The organism is Methanomassiliicoccales archaeon, from assembly GCA_038850735.1.
Lineage (GTDB): Archaea > Thermoplasmatota > Thermoplasmata > Methanomassiliicoccales > JACIVX01 > JACIVX01.
Genome location: JAWCLO010000001.1, coordinates 206,322 through 228,786, shown reverse-complemented (window position 1 = coordinate 228,786; position 22,465 = coordinate 206,322). Strand labels below are relative to the sequence as shown.

The 22,465-nt window shown below is 43.7% G+C and carries 25 protein-coding genes; 19 read left to right on the top strand and 6 right to left on the bottom strand.

The window, feature by feature from the left end:
• Position 1: 1 nt before the first annotated feature.
• The 9 genes from QW087_01070 to QW087_01030 are packed head-to-tail and all read left to right on the top strand — an operon-like array spanning position 2 to position 6,296.
• Positions 2-457 carry a 50S ribosomal protein L19e gene (locus tag QW087_01070; GenBank protein ID MEM2943320.1) on the top strand — a complete coding sequence of 152 codons (456 nt, stop codon included), beginning with the start codon at positions 2-4 and terminating at the stop codon, positions 455-457.
• Positions 457-957: a 50S ribosomal protein L18 gene (locus QW087_01065; protein MEM2943319.1), complete on the top strand. Its 501-nt coding sequence runs from the start codon at positions 457-459 to the stop codon at positions 955-957. Before QW087_01070 ends, QW087_01065 begins: the two co-directional genes overlap by 1 nt.
• On the top strand, positions 958-1,659 hold the full coding sequence (locus QW087_01060) for a 30S ribosomal protein S5 (protein MEM2943318.1): 702 nt from the start codon (positions 958-960) through the stop codon (positions 1,657-1,659).
• A 4-nt stretch (positions 1,660-1,663) separates the two neighbouring features.
• Positions 1,664-2,128, top strand: a complete 465-nt coding sequence (locus tag QW087_01055) for a 50S ribosomal protein L30 (GenBank protein ID MEM2943317.1) — start codon at positions 1,664-1,666, stop codon at positions 2,126-2,128.
• Between the two features lie 10 nt (positions 2,129-2,138).
• Positions 2,139-2,564: an uL15 family ribosomal protein gene (locus QW087_01050; protein MEM2943316.1), complete on the top strand. Its 426-nt coding sequence runs from the start codon at positions 2,139-2,141 to the stop codon at positions 2,562-2,564.
• An 18-nt stretch (positions 2,565-2,582) separates the two neighbouring features.
• Positions 2,583-4,163, top strand: a complete 1,581-nt coding sequence (secY, locus tag QW087_01045) for a preprotein translocase subunit SecY (protein ID MEM2943315.1) — start codon at positions 2,583-2,585, stop codon at positions 4,161-4,163.
• Between the two features lie 2 nt (positions 4,164-4,165).
• Positions 4,166-4,813 carry an EMC3/TMCO1 family protein gene (locus QW087_01040; GenBank protein ID MEM2943314.1) on the top strand — a complete coding sequence of 216 codons (648 nt, stop codon included), beginning with the start codon at positions 4,166-4,168 and terminating at the stop codon, positions 4,811-4,813.
• Positions 4,810-5,355: an AAA family ATPase gene (locus tag QW087_01035; protein ID MEM2943313.1), complete on the top strand. Its 546-nt coding sequence runs from the start codon at positions 4,810-4,812 to the stop codon at positions 5,353-5,355. The genes QW087_01040 and QW087_01035 overlap by 4 nt, the downstream gene beginning before the upstream one ends.
• Entirely contained in the window at positions 5,340-6,296 is a 957-nt protein-coding gene (locus QW087_01030) for an RNA-guided pseudouridylation complex pseudouridine synthase subunit Cbf5 (GenBank protein ID MEM2943312.1), read from the top strand. Before QW087_01035 ends, QW087_01030 begins: the two co-directional genes overlap by 16 nt.
• A 391-nt stretch (positions 6,297-6,687) precedes the next feature.
• Here the strand turns inward: QW087_01030 and QW087_01025 are convergent, their stop codons facing one another.
• Positions 6,688-7,116 carry a hypothetical protein gene (locus QW087_01025; protein MEM2943311.1) on the bottom strand — a complete coding sequence of 143 codons (429 nt, stop codon included), beginning with the start codon at positions 7,114-7,116 and terminating at the stop codon, positions 6,688-6,690.
• Between the two features lie 330 nt (positions 7,117-7,446).
• Between QW087_01025 and QW087_01020 the strand changes: the two genes are divergently transcribed.
• From QW087_01020 to trpA, 6 genes are read left to right on the top strand one after another with little or no spacing between them, the layout of a single operon-like run.
• Positions 7,447-8,844: an anthranilate synthase component I family protein gene (locus QW087_01020; GenBank protein ID MEM2943310.1), complete on the top strand. Its 1,398-nt coding sequence runs from the start codon at positions 7,447-7,449 to the stop codon at positions 8,842-8,844.
• A gap of 1 nt (position 8,845) precedes the next feature.
• Positions 8,846-9,421 carry an aminodeoxychorismate/anthranilate synthase component II gene (locus QW087_01015; protein ID MEM2943309.1) on the top strand — a complete coding sequence of 192 codons (576 nt, stop codon included), beginning with the start codon at positions 8,846-8,848 and terminating at the stop codon, positions 9,419-9,421.
• Complete coding sequence (trpD, locus tag QW087_01010) at positions 9,418-11,394, top strand: anthranilate phosphoribosyltransferase (GenBank protein ID MEM2943308.1); 1,977 nt, start codon at positions 9,418-9,420, stop codon at positions 11,392-11,394. Before QW087_01015 ends, trpD begins: the two co-directional genes overlap by 4 nt.
• The gene (locus QW087_01005) at positions 11,391-11,981 is read left to right on the top strand and encodes a phosphoribosylanthranilate isomerase (protein MEM2943307.1); all 591 of its coding nucleotides are present in this window, start codon (positions 11,391-11,393) and stop codon (positions 11,979-11,981) included. The genes trpD and QW087_01005 overlap by 4 nt, the downstream gene beginning before the upstream one ends.
• Positions 11,972-13,150 carry a tryptophan synthase subunit beta gene (gene trpB, locus QW087_01000; protein MEM2943306.1) on the top strand — a complete coding sequence of 393 codons (1,179 nt, stop codon included), beginning with the start codon at positions 11,972-11,974 and terminating at the stop codon, positions 13,148-13,150. Before QW087_01005 ends, trpB begins: the two co-directional genes overlap by 10 nt.
• Positions 13,147-13,959 carry a tryptophan synthase subunit alpha gene (gene trpA, locus QW087_00995; GenBank protein ID MEM2943305.1) on the top strand — a complete coding sequence of 271 codons (813 nt, stop codon included), beginning with the start codon at positions 13,147-13,149 and terminating at the stop codon, positions 13,957-13,959. Before trpB ends, trpA begins: the two co-directional genes overlap by 4 nt.
• A 37-nt stretch (positions 13,960-13,996) precedes the next feature.
• Here trpA and QW087_00990 read toward each other — a convergent pair whose 3' ends face one another.
• Positions 13,997-15,577 (bottom strand): tripartite tricarboxylate transporter permease, encoded by a 1,581-nt coding sequence (locus QW087_00990; GenBank protein ID MEM2943304.1) that lies wholly within the window; start codon positions 15,575-15,577, stop codon positions 13,997-13,999.
• A 159-nt stretch (positions 15,578-15,736) separates the two neighbouring features.
• On the opposite strand from QW087_00990, the gene QW087_00985 reads away from it, so the two are divergent.
• Positions 15,737-16,645, top strand: coding sequence for an ATP-binding cassette domain-containing protein (locus tag QW087_00985; GenBank protein MEM2943303.1), 909 nt, complete (start codon positions 15,737-15,739; stop codon positions 16,643-16,645).
• The gene (locus QW087_00980; protein ID MEM2943302.1) at positions 16,642-17,427 is read left to right on the top strand and encodes an ABC transporter permease; all 786 of its coding nucleotides are present in this window, start codon (positions 16,642-16,644) and stop codon (positions 17,425-17,427) included. Before QW087_00985 ends, QW087_00980 begins: the two co-directional genes overlap by 4 nt.
• On the opposite strand, the gene hpt is transcribed toward QW087_00980, so the two are convergent.
• The 3 genes from hpt to ade form a co-directional block, all read right to left on the bottom strand.
• Positions 17,420-17,977 (bottom strand): hypoxanthine/guanine phosphoribosyltransferase, encoded by a 558-nt coding sequence (gene hpt, locus QW087_00975; GenBank protein MEM2943301.1) that lies wholly within the window; start codon positions 17,975-17,977, stop codon positions 17,420-17,422. The genes QW087_00980 and hpt overlap by 8 nt on opposite strands.
• A gap of 71 nt (positions 17,978-18,048) precedes the next feature.
• The gene (locus QW087_00970; protein MEM2943300.1) at positions 18,049-18,711 is read right to left on the bottom strand and encodes a phosphoribosyltransferase; all 663 of its coding nucleotides are present in this window, start codon (positions 18,709-18,711) and stop codon (positions 18,049-18,051) included.
• A gap of 71 nt (positions 18,712-18,782) precedes the next feature.
• Positions 18,783-20,426: an adenine deaminase gene (gene ade, locus QW087_00965; GenBank protein ID MEM2943299.1), complete on the bottom strand. Its 1,644-nt coding sequence runs from the start codon at positions 20,424-20,426 to the stop codon at positions 18,783-18,785.
• A 62-nt stretch (positions 20,427-20,488) separates the two neighbouring features.
• Here ade and QW087_00960 point away from each other — a divergent pair, with 62 nt between their 5' ends.
• Positions 20,489-20,752: an RNA repair domain-containing protein gene (locus QW087_00960; protein MEM2943298.1), complete on the top strand. Its 264-nt coding sequence runs from the start codon at positions 20,489-20,491 to the stop codon at positions 20,750-20,752.
• Positions 20,753-20,758: 6 nt separating this feature from the next.
• Here the strand turns inward: QW087_00960 and QW087_00955 are convergent, their stop codons facing one another.
• On the bottom strand, positions 20,759-21,364 hold the full coding sequence (locus QW087_00955; protein MEM2943297.1) for a hypothetical protein: 606 nt from the start codon (positions 21,362-21,364) through the stop codon (positions 20,759-20,761).
• A gap of 295 nt (positions 21,365-21,659) precedes the next feature.
• Between QW087_00955 and QW087_00950 the strand changes: the two genes are divergently transcribed.
• The gene (locus tag QW087_00950; protein ID MEM2943296.1) at positions 21,660-22,418 is read left to right on the top strand and encodes a C15orf41 family protein; all 759 of its coding nucleotides are present in this window, start codon (positions 21,660-21,662) and stop codon (positions 22,416-22,418) included.
• Positions 22,419-22,465 lie beyond the last annotated feature (47 nt).

Here is a 22,465-nt window from a genome sequence, read left to right as displayed (position 1 = left end):
TATGAACTTGAGAAATCAGAGACGGATTGCCGCGAAAATCCTTGGCTGTGGTATTAATAGGGTTTGGATCGATCCTAACCGAATCGAGGATCTTGCCGATGCTATCACAAGAGCTGATATTCGAACTGCTATCGATTCAGGCGCCATCATTGCTCTGCCAAAGAAGGGCATTTCGCGCGCCAGGATTAGATATAGAATCACACAAAAAAAGAAGGGAAGGAGGAGGGGACCTGGAAGCAGGAAGGGTAGCAGTGGGGCAAGGACGCCTGAAAAGAAGCGATGGATTCGGACGATTAGACCAATCAGAGAAACACTTAGACAGCTGAAAGATGAGGGTAAGATTAGTCGTGATGTTTATAGAGAGTTCTATCTCAAAGCAAAAGGCGGAATGTTTAAGAGTAAAGCTCACCTGATCGCTCACCTTAAGATGGAAGGCCACATCAAGGAGGGAAACTGATGGCTCATGGTCCCCGTTATAAGGTTCAATTTCGCAGGAGGCGTGAGGGAAGGACGGACTACAGGCAACGCGCACGGCTGCTTAGAGCAGGGGCACCAAGAGCTGTTGTTAGAATTTCCCTAAGAAATACGTGTGTGCAATTTATTGACTACGATCCAGTAGGCGACCAGGTTGTTGCGCAAGCTCATTCAAAGGAACTTGTGAAGCTTGGTTGGAACTTTTCGCTTGGTAATACACCCGCTGCGTATCTTACGGGATATCTTGCGGGAATAAGAGCCAAAAGGAAAGGCGTTGAGAAGGCAGTTCTGGACATAGGTCTAAGGAATCCGGCACGCGGTGCCTCATGCTTTGCAGCGCTGAAGGGAATTATTGACGCGGGAATAGAAGTTCCCCATGGGGCTGAGGTGATCCCCTCCGATGAGAGGATACATGGAAAACACATACGTGAGGACATGGGGCAGGTTGTTGAGGAGATTAAGAGGAAGGTGGAGGTGCAGTAAATGGAATGGACGCCAAAGACAAAGCTCGGAAAGATGGTGGTGAAGGGTGAGATCACCTCGATGAGCGACGCACTTGCAACGAAACTCCCTCTACGGGAACCTGAAATAGTTGATGTCTTGCTACCAGACTTGAAAGATGAAGTTATCGACGTTAACATGGTGCAGCGCATGACGGACTCTGGCAGACGAGTCAAATTTGCGATAACCGTTGTCGTCGGAAATTCCGATGGTTTTGTAGGGATTGGAAGGGCAAAAGGGAAGGAAGTCGGACCTGCCATAAGAAAAGCAATCGACAATGCGAAGCTTAACATCATTGAAATAAAAAGAGGTTGCGGCTCTTGGGAATGCGGTTGTGGTACACCACACTCATTGCCATTCATGGTTGTTGGTAAGGCTGGGTCGGTTGAGGTGGCATTCAAGCCTGCTCCCCGTGGCGTGTCCCTTGCTGTTGGGGATGTTGCGAAGATAATCTTACAGTTGGCGGGCATCAAGGATGCCTGGGGATTTGCGAGAGGTCATACAAAGACAACGGTCAATTACGCACTAGCAACTTTTGATGCTCTCCAGAAGACCTCAGTTCTGAGAATCACAGAGGAACAGGAGACTAGATTGAAGATCATGAGCGGTCCAGCTAGAGTTCATTTTTCGGAACAGGAAGTGAACTTAAATAAGCAGGATTTGACAACAAAGCAGGAGGGATGAGGTGGTGGCTTACGCTGTTATAAGGGTAAGAGGGCATGGCGGCGTGAAGAAGGAAATTGAAGATACAATGCGCATGCTGAATCTTACTCGCCCCAATCACTGTGTTGTTGTAACCGAGACAGACAGCATCAGAGGCATGTTGCAGAAGGCTAAGGACTACATTACCTGGGGTGAAATCAGCGAGGAAACTCTTGCGAGAATGATAAAATTCAGGGGCCGATTGATAGGCGACAAACCTATTGATGATTCTTATGTGCAAGAACACACTAATTTTACATCGATCATCTCATTTGCAAGAAGCGTTGCAAAGGATGAAACGAAGTATGCAGATTTGCCCAATGTGAAACCCTTATTCCGGCTTAGTCCTCCAAGAAAAGGATACGGAGGAAATAAGCGATCCTTTGTTAGTGGCGGTGCGCTTGGATACCGCGGTGAGAAAATAAACGAACTCATAGAAAGAATGCTGTAGGTGGTGAGCGATGCCGAGCAAAACTAAGAAATTCAGAGGAAGTCGCACACACGGTCGTGGAAAGAAGGCGGGGCGTGGAGCTGGGCTTCAGGGTGGACGTGGAAATGCTGGGCTCCACAAGCACAAAGTGATGTATATGCTGAAATACGATCCAGATCATTTCGGAAGGCACGGATTCAAGCGCCCCCAGAGTGTTGTCGGAGCGAAGATTACGATGAACGTAGGTGAAATCCAGGAGAATCTGCAGAGACTCATTGCTGATGGATTTGCTGAGAATAAAGATGGAAAAATTATTTTGGATCTCACTAAAATGGGCGTGGACAAGCTGTTGGGATCTGGAAATATCGCTGAACCCGTTCACATCATAGTGGAAGATTGTTCATCGTTGGCTCGGGAAAAGGTCGAGGCTGCTGGCGGGGCAATTGTCCAGCCTTGAGATTGTTCTGTGATGGACATGGCAGAAGGGGAAAAGAGCAGACTTTACAAGCTTAAACCCCTGACAGACAGGTTGCCTGCGGTATCTAGACCCGAAGGCCATGTTCATTTCCGAACAAAAATGATGTGGGTTGTCCTCATTCTTGTTTTTTATTTCGTAATGACAAATGTTTACATATATGGTCTGGACAAAGCCCAAACAATAGACCTTTTTGCCCAGTACAGGGCGATATTAGCTGGCGCTCAAGGATCGCTCATGCATCTAGGTATTGGGCCAATAGTTACTGGCTCGATCATCATGCAACTGTTTGTTGGTGCAAAGATCATAAAGTTAGATCTCCGCAATGATGAAGATAAGGCTGTATATCAGAGCACGCAAAAATTCTTAGTCATCATAATGATCATTGTTGAGGCGGTTCCGCAGGTATTCGGCTATCTGGTACCTTCAGATACATTTGTTCACAATCTGGAGGGAATCTTCGGAACAAGCGGAATAGTCAATGGGCTCAATTTCGCAAGGTTCATCATCATACTTCAGCTCTTTATTGGTTCCTATCTTGTCTTCTTAATGGATGAGGTTGTCTCGAAATGGGGGATTGGCAGCGGAATTTCCCTATTCATCGCGGCAGGAGTAGCTGAGGCAATCTTTACGGGAACAGTTAACTGGCAACCGGTCGATCCTAATCTTCCCTTGAGTGCTAGCAATCCTCCAGCAGGAACTATCCCCAAAACGTTCTATATTTTGCAGACAACTTCTGCTGCTGGGCTGGCCGGTGGGGGATATGAAAGGATTCTCCTTCAAAATCCCAATCCTATGATCGCGCTCATAGGTACCGTTGCAATCTTCCTCTTTGTCGCTTATGTTGAGTCGACACGCATTGAACTCCCCTTAGCTCACGGAGCAGCGAGGGGTGCTCGAGGCAGATACCCAATTAAGCTCATTTACGCCTCGAACATTCCCGTTATCCTTATGGCAGCTCTATTGGCCAACGTCAGCATGTTTTCCATGCTCTTATGGAATAATCCCACTCTCAGAGATTTGCCATTAATTGGTGGCCAATGGTGGATCGGCTATTATGAACCAGGAAGCACGCAACCATCGGGGGGACTTGCTTGGTATCTCTCCACGCCCCGTGGTCTTGCTGATTGGCTGCTGCCTCTGCTCAGTCCTGATAAGTACGGTGATTTAGCAGCTGGTCATAATAGCGTTCAGGTTTTGTTGCATGTCTTTGCTTACCTTGGCGTCATGGTCGTCGGATCGATAATCTTCGCGAAATTCTGGATCGAGACGACAAATATGGGTCCTGAAGCAGTTGCAAGACAAATCGAATCTAGTGGTCTTCAGATTCCCGGTTTCAGAAGGGATCCTAGGGTTCTGAGACGCGTACTGGAAAGATACATTCCCGTAGTGACCATACTCAGTGGTGCTATTGTCGGCGCACTGGCTGCGATAGCAGACCTTATAGGAACCGTTGGAAACGCCAGCGGTACTGGGGTTCTTCTCGCCGTAGGAATTTTGATACAGTTCTACGAAGCTATAGGGAGAGAACAAATGATGGAGATGCATCCAGTATTGAGACAATTCTTTGGAGGTGAATAGCGTTGGCAAATCCCGATCGCAAAAAGAGCAGTACATCACGGATCACCACGATGTTAGTTTTTATTATCGCCCTGTTTATTCTATTTGATCCTACTTTGAGAAACGGCCTCGGTCAGCTTGTTGGGTATGGTCTGCAGCCGATCATCGGGTTTGGTGGAAAATATCCTGTTGCAACACTCTTTCTAGCAGGCATAGTGATGACAGGCTTGACAGTAATTATAAGACACTTTACGGTAGATTATATCGAACAAGTAAAGAGTCAAAAAATCGTTTCTGCTTTCAATAAAGAATTCAGGCAGGCAAGACTTGAAAACAATACATACAAGATCAAGAAACTCACAGAACAACAGCCAAAAATCCTTGAGAAGTCGATGCAAGTTTCATCATCTCAGATGAAACTCCTTCCTATTACAATGATTATCGTTGTACCCATATTTGCATGGCTTTCTATTTTCATGATCGAAATCGGTTCGGCTTATTTTGCGGTTCCGTGGTCGCACAATGCAAATTTGAATGCTGTGTATGTATTGCCAAGCTGGATCCTGCTTTATTCATTGATAAGTCTGCCGTTTGGGCAGGTGCTTGCGCGTGTGCTACGCTTTTTTGCATTCAAGAAAAGATTGAACCAGCTAAAGGCCGGTGGAGAATGAGAATCACGATTAGTGGCCCCCCCGGCTCTGGAAAAACAACGGTCTGTCGACAATTAGCGGAAAAATTAAGTCTGAACTATATCGTGGCCGGCTCGATTTTCCGAAAGATGGCTTCAGAGAGAGGCGTTTCTCTGGAGGATTTCGGAAAAATCGCCAGCGAGGACAGCTCTATCGATCGCATGCTTGACGAAGAGATCTTGAAGATAGCCCGAGAGAATGATCACATCATACTCGAAGGTCGTCTGACCGGATATCTCATGCATAAAAATGGGATTGATGCTTTCAAGATCTACCTGGATGCGGATTTTGAAGAGAGGGCGAGGCGTGCATCAAAGAGAGATGGGATCGATCTTGCTGAAGCAAGAGCTTCCATTGCGGAGAGGGAGCGCTGCGAACTCAAGAGATATGAGCAATATTATGGTTTCAGCTTTGAAGACAGAAATTTTTATGATTTTGTTATCGATACGACAAGCCTTTCGCCTGATGAGGTCGTTTCTAGAATTCTCAGAGCGATGGAGGAAAAGGGTTGTCGAAAATACTGATTAGGGAGGAATATTTTTCTACTGAGAGGTGGGGGAAACCGCCATCAGAACGAACAGTTGAAGAACTATTGGAAGCTGGTTTGATCAATCTCGATAAACCGCCTGGACCAACATCTCATCAGGTGACGGCTTGGGTGAGGGATATTCTGGGGGTCGAGAAAATTGCCCATGGTGGTACTCTAGACCCAAATGTGAGTGGCGTGCTTCCAATAGCAACTGGAAAAGCTGTGCGTGCAATCGATCTTACGCTAAAATCCGATAAAGAATATGTATGTTTTATGAAGTTACATAGGGAAAAAAAGGAAAGTGATGTGGCAAGAATCTTGATGAGCTTTGTTGGCGACATTTACCAGATTCCGCCGGTAAGATCTGCAGTGAAGCGCCAATTGCGAGTAAGGAAAATACACGAAATTAGAATACTCGAGATTAGGGGAAGGGACGTTTTATTTAGAATCTCATGCGATGCTGGAACTTATATCAGAACTCTCTGTTATGATGTTGGTGAAGCTCTTGGAGTCGGAGCGCACATGGAGGAATTAAGGCGCGTTCGCTCTGGCAATTTGAAGGAGGAGGACTCTTGCAAACTCCAGGACATCAAAGATGCGTGGGTATTTTGGAAAGAAGATGGGAATGAATTTATGATTAAAAAAATCATCATGCCTTTTGAAAAATTATTTGATAGCATCCCTAAGATTTATGTGAAAGATAGCGCAGTAGACGCAATCTGTCACGGTGCTGACCTGGCCGTGGTTGGAATCACGCGTATTGAAGATACGATCCTGAAAGGAAGCAACGTTGCGATATTTACGGAAAAGGAAGAGGTTGTTGCACTTGCGACGGCTCTAATGAATGCAGAACGAATGCTCGTGGCAAAAGATGGCATTGCTGCGAAGACCATTCGGGTATTCATGAAGCCAGGTACCTATCCAAAAATGTGGTAATTTCTTGTTTACAAGTAATCGAGCAGTGAAATATGCTTTTTCATGAGAGGTCTAGAGGTGATTCGTATTATTTTTTTGGATTTCTCCTGCTAGTCTTCTTACATGCCCATGATGGGTAAGCACAAGTGTTGAGTTGCATTTTTCAGCGAACGAAATGAGTTCTTCGAAGTCAGCGTGATCCAAGAGTGGAAATGCAGCATCGAGTTGCATCCTTACTTTGAAGAAAGGATCAACGGCAGCACCGGAAGCAGTGGCAAATTTATACTTCTTGTTTTGTATTTTTTAATAAAGTCCCTGCGGAGATAACTGGTAGGATAAATCATCACTTTAGAGAATCTTGGTTTCTTGATTTTATAGGAGAAATTAGAAGAGGACTCTCTTAAGACTTCCATTATAACTCCAATTGATTCATGCACATAGGGCGAATAAGCCCAAAGGATCGATATGAGTCCTTGCGCATTGCCGAGCGAATATGCAAAAAGATCACTGAAAAACCATCAGCAAGAGTTTCTTCTACCCAGTCCCGAATTTGATGCACAACGTCTTCGGTTTTCGGAAAAATGAACCCAGGAGTTCCATATGGTGCTTCAATTATCAAAATATCTGCATGAATAGGCTTGGCCGATTCGATTTCGAATCTCTTTCTTGTGGTGAAATCTCCGGTGTGGAGCACGCGTTTCTCATTGTTTATCAGGACCATCGAGGCGCCTGGCACACGCCCTGAATTTGAAATTTTGACTCTCCAATCGCTGTAAATATCAATGACTTGCTTTGCCCTAACCCTTGCGAGACGAGCTGCAAGCTCTGTGCAAATCGCCATAGATCATATGAACCTCTTTGGTAGGTGGTCTGTATGAGCATGTTTAACACGGGAAGTTCCATTTGAGGTCAAGATTTGCTGGTCTGGGTAACAAATAGATTGTAGCTTAATTTCAATGCCATTTCTTCTTATCTTGTGATTTCTTAGCATACCGTCCACATCTGCTAGTGCGGCGTTTCATCAAATAATAGCATTGATGCGCGGCTTGCAAAATTTGCAAAATTTATTTATTGATTTGTAATGGATTTGGGAATATTAGTGTACAAATATAAGCACAAAAGATACAAATAGGTCATTAATTATCACTAATGAGCATGAAAGACAGAAGGTATTTCCTTTGGTACGAAACAAAATGGGCGATCGCTGAAGATAAGTGTAGCATTTCAGGATGGAATCGTTGCTAATCCCACATCTGTGTTCTTATCGATGCGAAAACACTTTCCTGGTGAATGTTTTATTTTGGAGTCAGTGGAAGGTACGGTGAAGACTGCTAGGTATTCATTTATCGGGGCATGTCCGATTTCTACATTTAAATCGAAATCTAACAGAATCTGGATCGATGATGAATGTTTTTATGTCAAAGATCCTTATGAAGCCATGAAAAAATGGTTTTACTCGTTCGATTGTGGTCTCTCGCAGCTCGCACCATATTCAGGTGGAGCAGTCGGATATTTTTCCTACGAATTCGCAAGGCATTTTGAAAATATCAAAGGCTTTAAACAGGGAAACGAGTATGATGCACCTGAAGCGTACTTCTTGATACCAACGCATCTCGTTTGCATCGACCACTTGCACAATCGAACATTTTTCATTTCATATGGTTCACTGCATGAATTGCATGAATGTGCGAAGGCGGCTGAAACATGTAGTCTCGCACCAGTTAGACTGGGCACAGTTGTCTCAGAACCCAACCAGCAAATTTACGAGGAAATTGTTCATAAAGCCAAGGAATACATAGTGCAAGGAGATATATTCCAGGTCGTTATTTCACGAAGGATTGAGTTTGATTTTGAAGGCGATTCTTTATCGATGTATCTCGCACTGCGGAAGATAAACCCCTCCCCATATTTATTTCTCATCGACTTCAAAGGGATCAAATTGATAGGTTCTTCGCCGGAAATGCTCGTGAGGATGGAGGGTAAAAAACTCACTACGAGGCCGATCGCTGGCACACGTCGGAGAGATCCTGATAGGGAAGAGGACGAGAAACTCAAGATTGAAATGCTGCTGGATGAAAAAGAGAGATCGGAACACATTATGCTTGTTGATCTAGCGCGAAACGATCTTGGAAAGGTCTCCAAGCCTGGAACTGTGAAAGCGACCGAACTCTTGGAAATTGAAAAATATTCGCACGTCCAGCATATCGTTTCGAATATTGAGAGCGAATTGAGAGATGACTGCGACGCATTTGACGTGTTGAAGAGCTGTTTTCCAGCAGGCACCGTAACAGGAGCTCCAAAGATCCGCGCGATGGAAATAATATCTGAACTTGAAAGAGTGCCAAGGGGACCGTATGCTGGTGCGGTGGGTTATTTTGATTTCAATGGTTGCATGGACTTTGCCATTACTATAAGGTCGATCGTTGTCTCAGATGGGAAGGCAAGAATTCAGGCAGGAGCTGGAATCGTTGCAGATTCGATTCCAACCTTAGAATATCATGAAACAGAACAGAAAATGAAAGCGATGATCACGGCAATTTCCTCGATTTCACAAAGGGAGCGTGCATAATATGGTAAGGATTCTCGTTGTTGACAATTATGACTCATTTGTATACAATATCACCCAGTATATGAGCGAATTGGGCGCAAATGTTGTTGTTTTGAGAAATGATGTGTTGGGGTTAGAGGAACGCATCGAAGATTTCGATGGCATCATTATATCTCCAGGTCCAGGTCATCCAAGAGAATCAAAAGGAAGCCTGAAAATCGTTGCAAATTCAGGAATCGCTTTACCTTTGCTCGGCATTTGTTTGGGTCATCAGGTAATTGCATATCTACATGGTGCCGAAATCGTCAAAGGAAAATTGCCCGTTCATGGTAAGCTTTCAGAAATCCGTCATTTTGGTTCTTCCATTTTCGATGGCATTCCTCGGTCATTCAAGGCAACTCGATATCATTCCTTAGTTGTCGATCCCGATACGTTGCCAGACTCGTTGCAAGTCATTGCCGTAAGTGAAGCCCAGGAAATAATGGCCCTTGAAGTTTTAGACAGACCGATGTTTGGACTTCAATTTCATCCAGAATCCATATTGACTTCTTTTGGACGTCAAATATTCTCGAATTTCTTGCGGATGTGCAGAAAATGATTCGAGATGCAATTAAACAGGTGATTAGTGGCCAAGATCTCACGTACCAGCAATCAAAGTCTATAATGCATGACATATTATTTGGCAGAGTGACGCCTGGTCAAATTGGAGCTCTGATTATGGGACTGGAAATGAAGGGCGCAAGAGAGGAGGAACTATTGGGTTTTGTTTCAGAGATGATGGAAAATGTCATTAAGATAGCTTCACCCAATGGAACCATCGATCTCTGCGGAACAGGCGGTGATGGTTTAGGAACGTTCAACATAAGTACGGTCGCCTCGATCGTTGTTGCATCTTGCGGCATACCTGTGGCGAAGCACAGCAATAATTCCGTTTCGGGCGTGTGTGGCTCTGCAGATGTTCTTGGTGCAATAGGAATTCCCTATGACATGGATCCCCCTGACGTTGAGAGATGTCTCTTTGATGCAGGAATTGGATTCTTGTATGCGCCAAAATTTCATCCCCTTATGAAAAAAGTCAGTCCCATAAGAAAGGAGCTCGGGGTTCGGTCATTCTTTAATCTTCTCGGACCCCTTGCAAGTCCCGTTAATGCTCGTTACCGTTTGCTCGGTGTATATGATCCCCATATCGCTGCTCGGATGGCCAGATTGCTCAAATCTTTAGGCGTTGAACACGCATTAGTTGCTCATGGTTCTGGTCTTGATGAAATAACCAACACTGGCGAAACGATGATCGTGGAACTGAACCAAGATAGAATATTCGAATATGTGATTGAACCAGAAATGTTTGGAATGGATCGCGTCGATCCACGAGAGACTGCCGGTGGGGACGCATTTGACAATGCAAGGATCTTGCTCTCGGCACTTCATGGACATCGAGGTCCAAAACTCGATCTCGTCTTGCTCAATGCAGGTGCAGCGATTTATGCGGCAAATCGTGCTGAAAGTATCGAAGACGGTGTTTGCATCGCTAAGAAAGCAGTTGAAAGCGGAAAATCTCTGCAATCGCTGAGGAATTTATATCATCTTGCTAATGAGCTTGAAGCAGAGCGGCAGCTTCGCATAAGCGTTTCTACTTTAATGGAGAGATCACGTATCTACCTCAGAGAACTGTCATCAAGATATAGAGAGATTGCCGATCTATTGATTGAAAGAATAAAGACGAAAGAAAAAGGTCGGGAGCTATTAGGCAATCTCGACGGGGATATACTCAACGAAACGAATGCCTTAACTATTATTGCGCTTAAGAAAATGCTGAAGATCACTTCTGAAGATCCTGCTTTTCCTGCAGGTGAACACGATCGTCTTTCGCGAAGTTCAAAGAAACTATCTGAATCTATAACCAACGCACCCGGTCTTGCTATAATAGGTGAGTTTAAGAACCGCATCCCTTCCGCTCGGGAGATGTACGTTCCGCCTCCACCATCTTTAATTGCGAGCTCATACCAATCACTAGGGTTGCAGGGAATGTCCGTCGTTGTTGAGGAGCATTTTTTTGCAGGGAGTTTGCAGCTTTTCGAGTTCTTTCGCAATAAAGTCAAGCTACCGCTGATCTATAAGGATTTTGTCGTGTCAAAAGAACAGATTGGAACGGCCGCAAACGTAGGCGCTGATTCGGTATTGATAATTTCGAAATTGCTGAATCGCGAAGCATTGGAGGAAATGATTGATGAAAGCATTAATCTCGGCATCGAACCTTTGGTCGAAGTGCATGACCGCAAAGATGTTGATAAAGTCTCCTCCTGTTCCAATTTTTGTCAGCTCAAACTCATTGGGATCAACTCAAGAGACTTGCGAACATTGGAAACCGATCTCTCCGTTCTCAGCAAAATCAAAGATCTCATTCCTCATGACAAGATCCTGATAGCGGAGAGCGGTGTGACTCATGCTAATGATTTGATGATGTTAGCGGGGTTTGATGCAGTGCTCGTGGGCTCCTTTATCCTCACTTCCGTAAATCCCGTGAATGAAGTACAAAAAATCATTGCAAAGGCGAGGAGGATTAGACGTTGAAAATCAAGATCTGTGGTATAACTAATGCGTCTGATGCAATCATGTGCGAAGATCTTGGGGCGGACGCTCTCGGCTTCGTTCACTTTCCTAGCTCTATAAGAAGTCTCTCTCTCAGGTGCATTCGCGAAATTGTATCAACTGTTGGGCCATTTACAAAAAAAGTTTTAGTTTGTTCTCCTGCAGACACTGAAGAGGCGATAAAATTCGTCAAGGCTGCGAACGTCGATGTTATCCAACTCTACAACCTCGATTGTGAAGAGATCGAAAGCATCAGATCTCATGGCATAGCAGTTATTCGGGCAGTGAAGCCGACCGATGAGGAAATCTATGAATTTTTGGAAGTTGCAGATGCGCTTTTGTTCGATAGTCCAGTTCCTGGGTCGGGCAGGGCTCACGACTACAGCGCGATACCTTTGAAACTATGTCGCAGGGCTATAATTGCTGGGGGACTTGGCATCGAGAATGTAGATCTCGTGAGATCCATGAGACCTTACGCTGTTGATGTGTCCTCTGGCGTCGAAAAATCTGTTGGTCGAAAAGATCAAACCTTGGTCTCGGAGTTTATTAGGAGGTGTAGATCCTGTTAGAATCGCCTTATTTTGGGCGATTTGGTGGAACTTATGTTCCAGAAATTCTTATACACGCTCTGAAAGAACTCGAGTGCCAATATAATCGCATAAGAAATGAAAGTGCTTTTAAGGATGAGCTGGATACTCTTTTGAGCGAGTACGCAGGAAGACCAACCCCACTTTACTTTGCCAAGAGATTTTCAGAAAAATGCGGTTCTAAGATATTTTTGAAGCGTGAGGATCTGGCACACACAGGATCTCATAAGATTAATAATGCTCTGGGTCAGGCACTGCTTGCAAAATGGATGGGTAAGGAGAGAATTATTGCGGAGACTGGTGCAGGCCAGCATGGGGTAGCGGTTGCAACCGCGTGTGCACTTCTTGGATTGAAATGCGAGATTTATATGGGCGAAACTGATGTCGAAAGACAGAAGCTCAATTGTTTTAGAATGAAGCTGCTTGGCGCGAGAATAAATGTTGTGAGATCAGGATCAAGAACGCTCAAGGATGCCATTAATGAGGCGATGCGGGATTTCACCGCATCAAGCGATTACACACATTATATTATAGGTAGCGTAGTTGGCCCGCATCCCTATCCCTTGATCGTTCGTAATTTTCAGTCTGTGATAGGAAGAGAGGCAAAAATGCAGATAATGCAACATGCTGGCAAGTTGCCCGACATGCTCATTGCGTGCGTAGGGGGAGGAAGCAATGCTATTGGGCTTTTCCATCCTTTTTTATCAGACACTTCTGTAAAGATGTTCGGCGTCGAAGCAGGCGGAAAGGGAATATTGTCGGGAATGCACGCATCGAGTCTCACTGCTGGCGTCGAAGGAATTTTGCACGGAGCCCGCACAATGATCCTCCAAGATGAAGATGGTCAGATCAAAGAGACGCACTCAATCGCTGCTGGCTTGGATTACCCAGGCGTAGGACCTGAACATGCGTATTTGAAGTCAATTGGGAGAGTTAATTACGTTTCCATTGAGGATCAAGAGGCATTGGAGGGATTTCGATTGCTGTCGAAATTGGAAGGCATAATTCCAGCACTGGAGAGCGCTCACGCTATTGCCTTTGCAAGTCGTCTCTCAAGAAATCTGCCAAAGGATCGAATTATAATTGTCAATCTTTCAGGAAGAGGTGACAAAGACGTGGCCCACGTCGCAGGAGAGGAAGGGTTTGCATGAGCAGGATCTCATCTCTTTTCAGTGTTCTCAAACATCGGGGATCTGGTGCATTTGTTCCTTATATTTGTGCTGGTGACCCATCTTTGTCCTTCTCGGAGCGCCTTGGAAAAACTTTAATCGAGGCTGGTGCCGACATGATCGAAATCGGAATACCGTTTTCCGATCCAATAGCCGACGGACCGATCATACAGGGTGCAATGAAAAGATCATTGTCAAGAGGATTCAAAACGGACCATCTTTTCCAGCTTGTGAATAGACTGAGGGGAGTAGCTGAAGACAGGCCGATAATCGTAATGAGTTACATGAACCCGATTTTTCGATACGGAATTCAAAGATTCTGTGAATCTGTATTCTCTGCTGGAACTGACGGGCTCCTGATAGTCGACCTTCCACTGGAGGAATCAGTTGTTATCGACGACATTGCAAAGAGTGTCGGTCTTGAAATGATAAGGATCGTTTCGTCCTCGTCCTCAATGGATCGCATTGCTGAGATTGTTCATGCGAGCTCAGGTTTCATTTATATGGTGTCCGTGCCCGGCGTAACTGGACCAAAGAGGAGATTCCCAAGGAGTGCATTCACGTTCCTAAAATTGATCAAAAGTCATACTAACTTACCCGTCCTTTTGGGTTTTGGAGTATCGAATCCTCAACAAGCGAGAATGGCAGTTCTTTCAGGTGCAGAAGGTGTGGTTGAAGGCTCCCATATAATAGAAATATACACCAGCAATGATGACACCGAGGAAGCTCTACGAAGCATCGCAAACCATGTGTGTGAGATGAAGATGGCAATGATGCTTTCTCAGTATTGATTGTCATATTTTCTAGCCAAGCAACCAATTTTTCTGCTTAAATACTCATATCGACAAAGAAAATCGTAATAGGTAATAAAAGGCACCCCGTCAGCTGGACTCTCCTGATATTGAGCAAAGGTGCTAGTAGTCCCAGACAAGTTGCCGTTGCGAGTACTAGAGCACCGTTCAGGCCAGTCAATAGTACGACAAGGAGAACAATCAGGATGAGAATCAATTTATTAGTTTTATCCAAGTCTATTTTTTCAAACTTTCTTGTGATGAGCTTTCCAAAGATCAATGTCGATACAAAACCAATCGCAGATGAAACGAATCCTGAGAACAATAGTAGCAGAAAAATCTGAAAGGAATTAATTGCAGGAAGAGGACTAGAGTCAAATTGGAGGATTTCTTCGATAGCGAGCATAACCCCGCTTCTTCCCTTTCCTATAGAGAATAATGCAACAAGATTGAAGAGTGTGGCTGATGTTCCCAATGCAGAAACCATTGTGATAAATTCCCTTGAAGAAAGAAGCACGTCATTTCTTTTCTTCCGGCGAACTAGGTTTGCGAGCACTGCTCCTGTCGTTGGCGTAATACCAGGAATCCAACCAACTATTATGCCGATGACCGCGCCTTTCGTAGCGGAGCCATAGCTCACCTCTTCTTTTCTGCATATGTAATCTTGCTGAGGAATTGTAGAGCGACCTAATGAGAGAATCAGCGATGGAACTCCAAAAAGACCACTTAGAAGAGGGAACAAGAGGTCCATACCTCCATATGGGAATAATGGATAAGTTGGCAAGTTACCATTCATAACAACATATCCAAGAATGCCCGACGAAAGAAAGAGGATGAAGGCTATCAATTTCTTTTTTGCATAATGCCTTTTGAATTTCCATCTGCCCTTAAGAGTCGCAAAACCTTCATTGATACCACGTGTGGGAATTATTTCCCAATAGCCAAAGGGAGTGTGCAACATATAACTCCTTAAATTCTTTTTCAAAATTCTTCCAGAGACCAAGACATCACTATTATCGCTCGGAATTACCTTATTAATGTAAATGGTGCATGGGTTGTAATCAATAGAGCCAGAGCGTACGTCGATTATTGCGGAACTACCTTTTTCATCTTTTTCTGACAGGACAAGAAGCGCTATGACAGAAATTAGAAAAAAAGGTATTATCGGTTTGAAATGCTCATATACCTTTAATGGCTCCCCCATCAAAAGATAAAGTGGGTAAGCTAGAAGAATGGCAAGGAAAGTGCCGATGAGTCCTCCTTTGGCTGCGCAATATAAAGCCTCAATTCCCTTTCCTGAAAGCAGCAGTCTATGTCCCGGGAGAACAGAAAGGCAATCGGGATCTCCTGGCGCGCCGAAGAAAATCGATGGTATTATATCAAGAAATGAGTGAACTACTGCAGCAGATATGATCATGGAAGAGATGAGGACAGGAGTAATTTCGTTATCCGGTATCCATTTCATTTCATTGATAAAGCCGGCAACCCAAGGGTGCAGTTGTATTAAGATCGCACAGAGGGTGTTTACATGAATACCAGGAGCAATCCCACTAAATATCCCCAGAAAACTCCCAAGGATGATGAAGGGAATAATATAAATTAGAAATTCTACTTCCACAAGGAGTTCAAATCGTACAATGCTGTCATATGTTCATTCCATTACAATTATGCTAATTGTCTTCAAATGGGCATGATGTTCTTAGCATAATCAACGTCCTTTGATTTTGCTGAGATATGCAGACATTTTAATTAAATGACCGTGAGATTACCCTGCGACATGAAAGTGATTGAAGCATTGAGTCTTACGAAAAAATATGGAACGTTGACGGCCGTTGATGGGGTTAGCTTTTATATTAACGAAGGCGAGTGCTATGGATTTCTCGGTCCGAATGGTGCTGGCAAGACCACGGTAATGAAAATGATTTACTGCTCCTCTCCAATTACATCTGGTAAATTATCTGTTATGGGATTGGACGTTGAACAGAAACCAAGGGAAGTAAAGGCTCTGATAGGTGTAGCACCCCAGGAAAACAATTTAGATCCAGATTTTACGGTCCTCAAGAATCTTACTGTTTACGCAAGATACTTTGGAATAGAAAAAAAGGTGGCTGAAAAGCGAGCGGTAGAATTGCTTGAATTCATGCAACTCCAGGAAAAGGCGAATGTATTGATAACTGAGCTGTCTGGAGGTATGAAAAGACGTCTCATCATCGCGAGGGCATTGATAAATGATCCTAGAATTTTGATTCTAGACGAACCCACGACAGGTCTCGACCCTCAGGCACGGCATCTTATATGGGATAAAATCAGGGAATTAAGAAAATCAGGAGTCACGGTTGTTTTAACTACCCACTATATGGATGAGGCAGAGCGGCTCTGTGACCGCCTCTTAATCATGGATCGCGGCCGAATACTCACTGAGGGTAGGCCAGCAGATTTGATCGTTAAGTTTTCCTATGGTAGCGTCGTAGAAATCGTTGAGCCACCTGTTGGGCTGGAAGATTATTTGCAGTCTCGCGGGATTTCTTTTGAAAGAGGTTTGGATCGAATTTACGCATATACTAATTCTCCTCAAGAGCTCCTTGCTCCTCTTCGTAATCATTTTCAACTGAACCATACGGTGATAAGAAATTCAACATTGGAGGATGTTTTCTTAAAACTCACTGGAAGGGGGTTGAGAGATTGAGTATTCTTTCAAACATTACAAGAAGATCTATCATGGTCTGGAGAAGGAATCGGGACGTATTCTTTACCACATGGAAGACAAATTTTCTGCCCCCTTTCCTTGAGCCAATTCTATATTTGGTAGCGATGGGTCTGGGTTTCGGGATATTGATCGGGAAAGTGGAATATGAGGGGATAATGGTTGAATATGCAATGTTCTTAGCCCCAGGTCTCGTAGCAATTTCCTCGATGTACTCAGCATTTTTTGAATGCACTTACGGTTCGTATGTGAGAATGCATTATCAGAAAACATTCGATGCAATCATTGCTACGCCCCTTAGCATTGAGGATGTGATAGCCGGAGAAATGTTTTGGGGCGCTACGAAGAGCTTCTTAAATTCGACAATTGTGCTTGTCGTTGTTTGCATCGCGGGCCTGGCGAGATTTCCGGGAATTCTTATTGTGCCATTCATTGGATTCTTGTCTGGGCTTATGTTTGCCGCCATTGCCATGATTTTCACCGCTCTGGTCCCCAATATAGACTCATTCAACTACCCTTTCTTCCTCCTTATTACTCCGATGTTCCTCTTTAGCGGGACCTTCTTCCCCCTGAGCGTACTGCCTGGTTGGGGACAAGCCCTGGCTGAGCTTCTTCCACTCACTCACTCAACGAGGCTTATCAGAGATCTCAGTTACAACATGATAGGATGGACGGATCTCCTTGGAGTGATCTATATTATAATGCTAACTGGAATAACTTTTGTTGTGGCAATCATACTGATGAGGAGACGCCTTATCAAGTAGATACGACTACCCTACCATCCCTTACATCTACTCTTACAAGAGTCTTAATCCGCACACCAGTCGTTTTTTCTATCTTCGACTTCGCGTTTCCTTTTTCGACGACAATGATTACATCTTTAATAATCGCACCAAGTTCGATCAATGCTGATATGATTGCTATTAATGTACCGCCAGTGCTCAAAACATCATCGACGAAGACGATTTTATCTCCTTTTTTTATTCCATTTATATACAGATCTGTCGCAGAGTATCCTGTACGTTGGCTAACAGTGATTTCACCGGGGAGTCTATATCTTCTCTTTCTGATAACATTATATGGAATGTGTAGCCTTTGAGAAAGGCCAACAGCAATCGGTATTCCCATGGCTTCGGGTGTCGTGATCATGTCGCAATCAAAATCGCCGACTTCAATTATTGCTTCAATGACCTCAGCCAAGATGTCAGGATCCATTTTTGGAATACCATCTGTGATCGGACTCACAAAATAATCGTAGTTGCCCAATCGAATCACGGGAGATTGTTCGAGCTCTCTCTTGAGTTTATGGAGCATCACAGGATCTCTAATTTCCTTCTATGATGATATAAATGACGGAGTTGTAAGGATCGCATCGAATGATCAACCTATGAGATTCTTACCCAGATTCTTCCCTTCCTTTTGACCTTTCCTTCGGCTTCTAAATCTTTGAGTGTTTCCCGCACCAGTTCTTCAGAGACGTCGATTTCGAACTGGTCCATGAATGCCTTTCGAATTTCATCCTCAGCTTTGCCGTCACTCAAAGTCTTTGGTAATAAGGTCCTCATGTCCTCATGCAGGTTCCATGGAAATATGAACCAAGTCCACTGCGTCGCTGGAACCTTGACTGAGTAATAGTCCGGCTCTATCTGAGATCGGGTAATGTGTAATAAAGTAGCCGTCTGAATCGTTTTTGGATTCAGTGCGTCAACGTGTTTTATTGCAAGCTTCAGACTTTCGCCAGTATCAGTAATATCGTCAACGATAAGCACATTCTCATCATCGATACTAGCATTAAGCTCCTGCGTGAGGAGGGCCTTTCCGCTTTGATTTGCAGTTATCCCCCAGTGCTCAGTTTTAATAGCATAAAGTTTTTTGACGTGGAGATAATCGCACAACAATCTTGCTGGTATCCACCCCCCTCTTGTCAGACCTACGATGACAGTCGGATTGTAATTGCAGTCTTTAATCTGGCGGGCGACATCTAATGTCCATTTTGAAATTTCATCCCATGTGACGATCTTTGTCTTGAATCTCTCGAGATCGGACATTTTTTCATCACTTTAGGGATGGGAGTATTAATTAGATGCAAAAAATCTTTTTGAAAGTTTTTCATCGAAGTTTATTGTTCTAATTCTATAATCGGATCGACAAATCTGAATTTTCTTGAGTCGAAAAGACCCATATCACAAATCTTGATCTCTGGCAACACTACAAGACTTTGAAATGATAGCGTCATAAAGGGTGCATCAAAATCGCAACCAAGGCTCCTTACGAACTCAAGAATTCGTATCATTTTCCTCCCTAGGGAATCAGACCGCTCGTTACTCATGAGTCCCGCGATGGGCAGTTCTACGCAAATTGACTCATGTCCATCTGTTGCAAAAAACCCTCCGACCCTGGATACATACTCAATAGCAAAAGCCATCGATTTCAATTCAGTACCAACAGCAATGATATTGTGAGCATCGTGTGCCACAGTAGAGGCAATTGCCCCCCTTTTCAATCCAAAACCTCGAATAAATCCAATTGCAGGTTTCTTTTGCCTGTACCTACAAACGACAGCAACTAGCAGGACATCGTCTTCTATAGAAGGTTGAACAGTTCCATCAACTATTTTTAACTCGGCTGTATCCGAAAAACTCACGGCTTGATCTGGAACGGCTTTAATCACCCTTACTTTCGCTTTACCTGATCGCTGATCGACACGAAGCTCGAGATCCTTTTCAAATATACGTTGTTCTACCATTTTATAATTCAATTTCTGAGGGTTCAGGTCAAAAAGTCTTCTTTTACCCAGCGCACATAAAATGCCGTTTATGTAAACCTCCAAAACATTGAATTCACAAAGATTATTGACAATGACGATGTCCGCAGGTTTTCCCACTTCGATGAGTCCAATTGGAAGACCGTAATGTTTTGAGGGCCTTATCGTTACGGCCTGAATTGCTGATATGGAGTCAATACCACATTCAACTGCTTTCTTAAGAAGACGATCTAGATGACCCTTTTCGAGATCAATCACATCGAGATCGTCCGATACGAGAAAGAATTCTCTTTTATCAGCAAAAGGTGCGAGTTGCTTTAGATTCTTTGATGTTGAACCTTCTCTTATCATTATTTTCATTCCTTTGCGATACTTTTCAGTTGCTTCATCCAGAGTCAAACATTCATGGTCGGTTGAGATACCAACAGAAATATATTGATCAAGATCAAAGCCAGTTAATCCGGGTGCGTGTCCATCGATAGGTTTTCCGAGAATCCTCGCTATTTCAATTTTTTTAAGAATTTCATCTTTATATTCGAGAACGGATTGAACATCCATAACTTCGCCGAGAGCTACAACTTCATTTAGCATGAGCAATTCGTAAATTTCTCTCCATGTAAGTATCGCTCCAGAAGTCTCTATTTTGGTAGCTGGAACGCAGGAAGGAGCGGTAAAATATATGCGCATCGGAGTTCTTTTCGCATCATCAATCATGTATCTTATCCCTTCCATCCCAAGAACGTTTGCAATTTCATGTGGATCGGTTATGATGCATGTGGTTCCATGGGGAACAGCTGCTTCCGAAAATCTTGAAGGACACAGGAGGGAGGACTCTATATGAATATGTGCATCGATGAAACCAGGGAGAATATAACGATCTGGTGCTTCTGATAACTCTTCGATGCCGACGATCTTCTCTCCCTGAACTATGACACGCGCGGGGATTATCTCTTCGCTCGCAACATCGACAAGTTGTCCTTCTATTATATGCAGACGCATCAAATCTCATTTTTTCATGCAATCAAAAATATTTTTCTATCGGCTTGAGACTAATAAAACAGATGTTCCCCAAAGAAATATTAAACGAACTTAAGTGGCGGCCAGGTTACGACCTTGCAAAAGCTGAGGTTCATATTTTGCACCGCGGGGCACCAGACAACACACGAATCATTTCAGGTGCGGAGATAAGAGAATTAGATAGGTATTATTTCAAAGTAGGTAATATTGCAATACCGTATCACAGAGTCGTTAAAATATTGTATGAAGGAAAAACTCTTTATGAATCTCGGAAACTTAGATCAAAAAATAATAAAGAGTGTCTATAAGACCATCTATCGCTCCTCACCGCAGTTCGGACATGTTCTCATGAATGCTGGATATTGTACTCCGCACTTCTTGCACTTCACCATTTCTGGATGCTTTGTTTTTGGTTGCTGGGCAACAGGCTGTTGAACTTCTTGCTGTTGAGGTTGCACCGGTGGCGGTGGAGTTTTAACGGATTCGCCCTCGAGCGTTGTCTGAACTTGGCTTGGCGGATAGGGCTGATACTGTGGCTGAAATACTTCCTGCAATCTTGCAAATCCGATTATGAGAAGGATGCCTGGAATTACTCCAAATATCAGCCCAAGTACTCCATATATCAGCATATGATCGCTTGCTTCGCTAAATCTGCCCTGATCGAGGTGATCAAAAAGTGTGGGTTTCATTATGTAGAGAATTATGAAATCCACGAGCGCCGTTATGAGAAGATATATCGTTCCTCCTCCGCCTGTCTGATCCAGAATAAGCAAAAATAATGATATAATTCCGAAAACGGCCGCTACGATCATCACAACGAAAAAGAAAATTTGACCCCAGTATGCGAGGCGTCTAGCATCTACGGCAGCTGCTGGGAGCCATGGAGGACCACGACTACTTGCAAGAAACGAGCTATTCATTGTAATCACCATCTTGCATTTTCAATCGCATCGAGTTACCTTGAATGAATCAGCATGATGCATATTTAATCATATTGCATGTGGCTACTATACAACAGAGTTTTTGGTAACTTTCATAACTTCTGGCGGAGCTACATAGTTCTCACATTTCAAAGTATCAAATTAGTGAGTTGTTTGATTTTCATCTTAATGTACTCATCCAGATTGCGGAGATGACATCCCCTGAATAGACAAATTTAAATATGAAATAGCTCACTACGACGATGAACAGTGTAAATTTATAAAGTGTGAAAAGATGAAGTTAAGTGAATACAGGGAAATTTATGACTCACTGAATTTTCCTGAGGATATTAGAAAGGTTGCAAACGAGAAAAAATTGAATGAGGAACTATTAACTGTGATTTTCACCCAAAAAACCGTGAGGGAAACTACCAAGCGTTTCTATCTCGTAAAGCGCAATGCTGATATATTGCTTGAATCCTGGAAAAAAGGGAAAAGCATTCTCTCGATCGCAAGGAAATGGCGATTCTCACCTATATTAACGGGGCTCATTATTTTTCAGGCCAACGGACTTTCAAAGAAGCAGTATTGGAATATGGTAAAGCAGCCCGAATTGATTAAGGATTCAAGGCTTATGAATGAGATAATGGACGTAATTCGCGCTGACGTCGTTTATTCCCCATGGGCTACTGAAATTCAGTATAAGCGAGGGGAATGGGGAGAAAACCAATTGAAACAATGGCTTGATGCTCAAGGGCTTGAATATAAGACAGAAAGAGATCTTAGGGGAGAATTTCCAAAAACGCCAGATTGTCTCCTCCAAAGGCCGATTAGGTTAAATGGGTGGAAAATTAACTGGATTGAATCCAAAGCAAGTTTTGGGGATTTGATCGAAGTCAAGAAGAATATTCGCAGACAACTTAGTGCGTATACGGAGCTTTTTGGTGACGGCCTAGTCGTTTACTGGTTTGGATACCTCGAGGACATAAGATGCCCTGATGGAATCGTAATTAGCGACTCTTCAATAGTAAGTTTGAATCATGAACCGAAATAGCAAGTGCAGATTCTTTATGAAACGGCAACCATGCATAGCATTTAGAA

What these genes read in the sequence shown, in the direction of transcription:
- QW087_01070 (MEM2943320.1), top strand. Translation starts at nt 2, where the DNA reads ATGAACTTGAGAAATCAGAGACGGATTGCCGCGAAAATCCTTGGCTGT.
- QW087_01065 (MEM2943319.1), top strand. Translation starts at nt 457, where the DNA reads ATGGCTCATGGTCCCCGTTATAAGGTTCAATTTCGCAGGAGGCGTGAG.
- QW087_01060 (MEM2943318.1), top strand. Translation starts at nt 958, where the DNA reads ATGGAATGGACGCCAAAGACAAAGCTCGGAAAGATGGTGGTGAAGGGT.
- QW087_01050 (MEM2943316.1), top strand. Translation starts at nt 2,139, where the DNA reads ATGCCGAGCAAAACTAAGAAATTCAGAGGAAGTCGCACACACGGTCGT.
- secY (MEM2943315.1), top strand. Translation starts at nt 2,583, where the DNA reads ATGGCAGAAGGGGAAAAGAGCAGACTTTACAAGCTTAAACCCCTGACA.
- QW087_01035 (MEM2943313.1), top strand. Translation starts at nt 4,810, where the DNA reads ATGAGAATCACGATTAGTGGCCCCCCCGGCTCTGGAAAAACAACGGTC.
- QW087_01025 (MEM2943311.1), bottom strand. Translation starts at nt 7,116, where the DNA reads ATGGCGATTTGCACAGAGCTTGCAGCTCGTCTCGCAAGGGTTAGGGCA.
- QW087_01015 (MEM2943309.1), top strand. Translation starts at nt 8,846, where the DNA reads ATGGTAAGGATTCTCGTTGTTGACAATTATGACTCATTTGTATACAAT.
- trpD (MEM2943308.1), top strand. Translation starts at nt 9,418, where the DNA reads ATGATTCGAGATGCAATTAAACAGGTGATTAGTGGCCAAGATCTCACG.
- trpA (MEM2943305.1), top strand. Translation starts at nt 13,147, where the DNA reads ATGAGCAGGATCTCATCTCTTTTCAGTGTTCTCAAACATCGGGGATCT.
- QW087_00985 (MEM2943303.1), top strand. Translation starts at nt 15,737, where the DNA reads ATGAAAGTGATTGAAGCATTGAGTCTTACGAAAAAATATGGAACGTTG.
- hpt (MEM2943301.1), bottom strand. Translation starts at nt 17,977, where the DNA reads ATGCTCCATAAACTCAAGAGAGAGCTCGAACAATCTCCCGTGATTCGA.
- QW087_00970 (MEM2943300.1), bottom strand. Translation starts at nt 18,711, where the DNA reads ATGTCCGATCTCGAGAGATTCAAGACAAAGATCGTCACATGGGATGAA.
- ade (MEM2943299.1), bottom strand. Translation starts at nt 20,426, where the DNA reads ATGCGTCTGCATATAATAGAAGGACAACTTGTCGATGTTGCGAGCGAA.
- QW087_00960 (MEM2943298.1), top strand. Translation starts at nt 20,489, where the DNA reads ATGTTCCCCAAAGAAATATTAAACGAACTTAAGTGGCGGCCAGGTTAC.
- QW087_00955 (MEM2943297.1), bottom strand. Translation starts at nt 21,364, where the DNA reads ATGAATAGCTCGTTTCTTGCAAGTAGTCGTGGTCCTCCATGGCTCCCA.
- QW087_00950 (MEM2943296.1), top strand. Translation starts at nt 21,660, where the DNA reads ATGAAGTTAAGTGAATACAGGGAAATTTATGACTCACTGAATTTTCCT.